This is a genomic window from Pseudophaeobacter sp., from assembly GCF_039971195.1.
Classification (GTDB): domain Bacteria; phylum Pseudomonadota; class Alphaproteobacteria; order Rhodobacterales; family Rhodobacteraceae; genus Pseudophaeobacter.
This window is the reverse complement of record NZ_JBDWPJ010000067.1, coordinates 1-3,554: the sequence shown is the minus strand read 5'-3', so window position 1 is coordinate 3,554 and position 3,554 is coordinate 1. Positions and strand designations below refer to the sequence as shown.

At 58.1% G+C, this 3,554-nt stretch carries 5 protein-coding genes; 2 read left to right on the top strand and 3 right to left on the bottom strand.

Features of this window, described 5'->3' with window-relative positions:
• Positions 1 to 289 precede the first annotated feature (289 nt).
• Positions 290 to 1,198 (top strand): D-amino acid aminotransferase, encoded by a 909-nt coding sequence (locus ABJP42_RS05730; RefSeq protein ID WP_348339182.1) that lies wholly within the window; start codon positions 290 to 292, stop codon positions 1,196 to 1,198.
• The gene (locus ABJP42_RS05725; protein ID WP_348339180.1) at positions 1,198 to 1,911 is read left to right on the top strand and encodes a sulfotransferase-like domain-containing protein; all 714 of its coding nucleotides are present in this window, start codon (positions 1,198 to 1,200) and stop codon (positions 1,909 to 1,911) included. The genes ABJP42_RS05730 and ABJP42_RS05725 overlap by 1 nt, the downstream gene beginning before the upstream one ends.
• Before the next feature lie 102 nt (positions 1,912 to 2,013).
• Here the strand turns inward: ABJP42_RS05725 and ABJP42_RS05720 are convergent, their stop codons facing one another.
• From ABJP42_RS05720 to ABJP42_RS05710, 3 genes are all read right to left on the bottom strand, one after another.
• The gene (locus ABJP42_RS05720) at positions 2,014 to 2,298 is read right to left on the bottom strand and encodes an SCP2 sterol-binding domain-containing protein (RefSeq protein ID WP_348339178.1); all 285 of its coding nucleotides are present in this window, start codon (positions 2,296 to 2,298) and stop codon (positions 2,014 to 2,016) included.
• 83 nt (positions 2,299 to 2,381) lie between these two features.
• Complete coding sequence (locus ABJP42_RS05715) at positions 2,382 to 2,834, bottom strand: DUF1810 domain-containing protein (protein WP_348339176.1); 453 nt, start codon at positions 2,832 to 2,834, stop codon at positions 2,382 to 2,384.
• Positions 2,835 to 2,883: 49 nt separating this feature from the next.
• Positions 2,884 to 3,554, bottom strand: a 671-nt coding sequence (locus tag ABJP42_RS05710; protein WP_348339174.1) for a M48 family metallopeptidase, incomplete at its 5' end; no start/stop codon positions are given.

The window sequence follows — 3,554 nt, the reverse complement described above, 5'->3', positions numbered from 1 at the left end:
CAGAAACATCCCCCCGCCACAGTGAGTGTCTCATGGGACTGAGCCTGTACCTCATGGCCGCGCAGCACCATGGCAAGCAGCATAAAGACGGTGAGCGCGTCGGGTTTTAGGGTTTTGAAAATCTGCATGGGGACCTCCGGTTTTTGCCACCCTGCCGGGGGGGACTGCGCGTCTCAACCCCGTGTCATCAAATGTCACGCTGAGGTGAGCGCAAGTTACCGCTTGGAAATTGGATCCAATCCTCCTAGCCTGTGCCAGAAAACAATATCCCAGGTCAGAGAATTCCCGCATGTCAGAAAAAATCAGCACCCATCAGGCGACAGAAGATCAGCGCAATGAAGAGATCCTGATCTACCTGAACGGCAAGGTCACCCCAAAGGCTGAGGCAACTGTGAGCGTCTATGACAGTGGCTTTATGCTGGGCGATGGGGTCTGGGAGGGGCTGCGGCTCTACAATGGTACCTGGGCCTTTTTCGATGAACATCTGGACCGGCTGTTTGAGGCGGCTAAGGCGATTGATCTGGACATTGAAATGGATCGCGAAGGCGTCAAAAATGCGATTTTAGAGACACAAAAGGCCAATGGTATGACCACGGATGCCCATGCCAGGCTGATGCTGACGCGGGGGGTGAAAACCCGGCCCTTCCAGCATCCCTCGCTGTCGCAGCAGGGGCCGACCATGGTGATCATCATGGAGCATTCCAGGCCCAACCTGCCGCGCCCCATCCGGCTGGCCACGGTGCCGCATCTGCGCGGATTGCCGATGACCCAGGATCCCAAGCTGAATTCTCATTCCAAGCTAAACTGTATCCTCGCCTGTATCGCCGCCGAAAAGGCGGGGGCGGATGAAGGTCTGATGCTGGATGTGAATGGTTTTGTGAACACCACCAATGCCTGCAATTTCTTCATCGTGCGCAAAGGCGCAGTTTGGACCTCGACCGGGGACTACTGCATGAATGGCATAACCCGGCAAAAGGTCATCGACCTGTGCCGCGCCAATGATATTCCGGTTTTTGAGCGCAATTATTCCCTGGTGGATACCTATGGCGCTGATGAGGCCTTTCTCACCGGAACCTTTGGGGCGCAGACCCCAGTGGGCACTATCGACGGCCGCCAGATCGGCAGTGGTGAGATGGGTCCGGTTACCAAGCGCATCCGCAGCCTGTACAAGGCGCTGATTGACGCGGAATGCGCCTGATGCGGATTGCCATGTGGTCCGGCCCGCGCAACCTGTCGACGGCGATGATGTATGCCTTTGGCAATCGCGGGGACTGCGCGGTGGTGGATGAGCCCTTTTATGCCACCTATCTGGCCAAGACCGGGCTGAACCATCCGATGCGCGCTGAAATCCTACAGAGCCAATCGCAGGATGCGGGGCAGGTGGCGCAATCCCTTTTGGGCCCAGTGCCGGATGCCCGCCCGGTATACTATCAAAAACACATGACCCAACATATGATCGAGGGCGTGCCGCGCGACTGGATGCGTCAGGTCACCAATCTGTTCCTGATCCGCCACCCGGCGCGGGTCATCGCCTCTTATGCGGCGAAACGGGAGAATCCAGTGTTGGATGATATCGGGTTTCGCCAGCAGGCGGAGCTGTTCGACCTGTGCCGCAGCTGGGGGCAGGTGCCGGTGGTGGTCGACAGCCATGACATTCGCGCCGACCCTGAGGGGAAACTGAGGCAGCTTTGCGAGGTGCTTGGTCTGAGCTTTGTGCCGGAAATGCTCAGCTGGCCCAGAGGTGGCCATGCCCAGGACGGGGTCTGGGCGCCGGTCTGGTATGGGGCGGTTTGGGACTCCACTGGTTTTGCCGGAGCGGAAGGGGTCTTGCCCGAGGTGCCAGCGGAGTTGCGCCCGGTGCTGGAGGCGGCCTTGCCATACTATGAGGCGATGAAGGCTGAGAAGATCTGAGAGGAAAACTGTGGGGGCTTTGCCCCCCGCGCTTGCGCGCTCCCCCCAGAATATTTGGGGAAAGATGATGCGCAAAAGAGGATCCTGGTAAGAGATAATCTCTTAGCCGATCAGTTTGCCGAGTTTCATTGCGGTGGCCATGTCGCCGGAAATCTTCAACTTGCCCATCATCACGCCGGTCATTGGGTTGAGCTTGCCTTTGAGCAGCTTCACCAGATTGTCCTGGCTGAGTTTGATGGTGCAGTCGGCGTCGCGATCTGTGGTGCTGGCGTTGCCTTCGGACAGGACAATGACGCCGTCTGATCCGCAGTCGAATTTGAGCGAGCCTTCAAAGCTTTTGCTCTGCAGCCCTGCGCGAATGCCCTCGGCAATATTCTGAAGTGACATCTCTGCTGTTCCCTTGAAATTCCCGTTAATGGGGTAGGGTGCCAGGGCCAGCCTGGCAAGGCTGACGGCAGGGAAGCGAAGGACTAACTGAGGGCCTGAACTGTCACATCGCAGGGGCTGGCAGCAAAGAAGGTCGCGAGCAGCTCGGCAAAGACATCCGGGGCACCGGGGACGGCGGCAAACAATGTCATGGATGAGCGCAGTTTCTTGGCATCGGTGGCGCCAAGGATCGCGGCGGCTTCTTGCCCCTGATGGGTCATCATCAGGGTTGCGACCTCAATCAGGCGGGCGCGCAGCACCGCGTGTCCGAGGTAGGCAGTGGCTTCCGAGAGGTCTTCGATACCGTAGAGCTGCGCCATATGGGATTGGCCCAATTCGGCCAGTTGCGGGAAGACAAACCACATCCAGTGACCGGTCTTTTTGCCTGCGCTCAGTTCGGCAAGGACATCGGCCCAGACGGTGTCTTGCGCTTCGACAAACATCTCCAGCTCTTCGGCAAAATCGTCTTCAAAGAGATCATCTTCTGGGTCGTTCATCCCAAGCTCCGTCTGCGCAGGTTTTGCGCAGACCCTAGCGGATGCAGAGCTACTGCGCCAGATGCTCTTTGAATTGATCAATGTTTCGAAGACGATCCTGGCTGAGCGGATGGCTGGAGAGCCAGTCTGAGTTGCCATCATAGCGGGAGACAGCCGTGAAAAACCGCTCTAGCCCAGCGAGGCTATATCCTGATTTGGTGAGCAGATGCAGCGCATAGGTATCGGCCTCCAGCTCGTGTCGACGGGAAAAGGACAGGTTGAACAGGGTCTGACCCTCAAGCGCGATACTGTCCAGGACAGGCCCGATATCACCCGCCAGAAGCGCGATCAGCAGGTAGATGGAGAGGGAGCTGTAGAGTTGTTTGAGGCTGTGATCTTTGGCGACATGGCCGATTTCATGGGCCAGAACACCGGCGATCAGGTCTGGATCAGTGCCGTAATCCTGTACCAGGGTATCGGTGAGAATAAGCGTGCCGCCGGGCAGGGCCATGGCATTGGGGCCGGCCCCGGGGATGTGGCTGAACTGTAGATCAATGTTGCGATGGGGCAGATCAACATGGCGCATCAGCTTCGTCAGGATTGCCTGCTGTTTTTCTTGTTGGTGTGCGGAGAGCTGGCTGGGCCGTGCCATGGTGAGATCCAGCGAGGAAAGGGTAGCGGCATCTATTTGGCGCACCATGGCGTCTGGGGTCATCCAGACTGCCAGGGCCACGAGAACTG

What these genes read in the sequence shown, in the direction of transcription:
- ABJP42_RS05730 (WP_348339182.1), top strand. Translation starts at nt 290, where the DNA reads ATGTCAGAAAAAATCAGCACCCATCAGGCGACAGAAGATCAGCGCAAT.
- ABJP42_RS05725 (WP_348339180.1), top strand. Translation starts at nt 1,198, where the DNA reads ATGCGGATTGCCATGTGGTCCGGCCCGCGCAACCTGTCGACGGCGATG.
- ABJP42_RS05720 (WP_348339178.1), bottom strand. Translation starts at nt 2,298, where the DNA reads ATGTCACTTCAGAATATTGCCGAGGGCATTCGCGCAGGGCTGCAGAGC.
- ABJP42_RS05715 (WP_348339176.1), bottom strand. Translation starts at nt 2,834, where the DNA reads ATGAACGACCCAGAAGATGATCTCTTTGAAGACGATTTTGCCGAAGAG.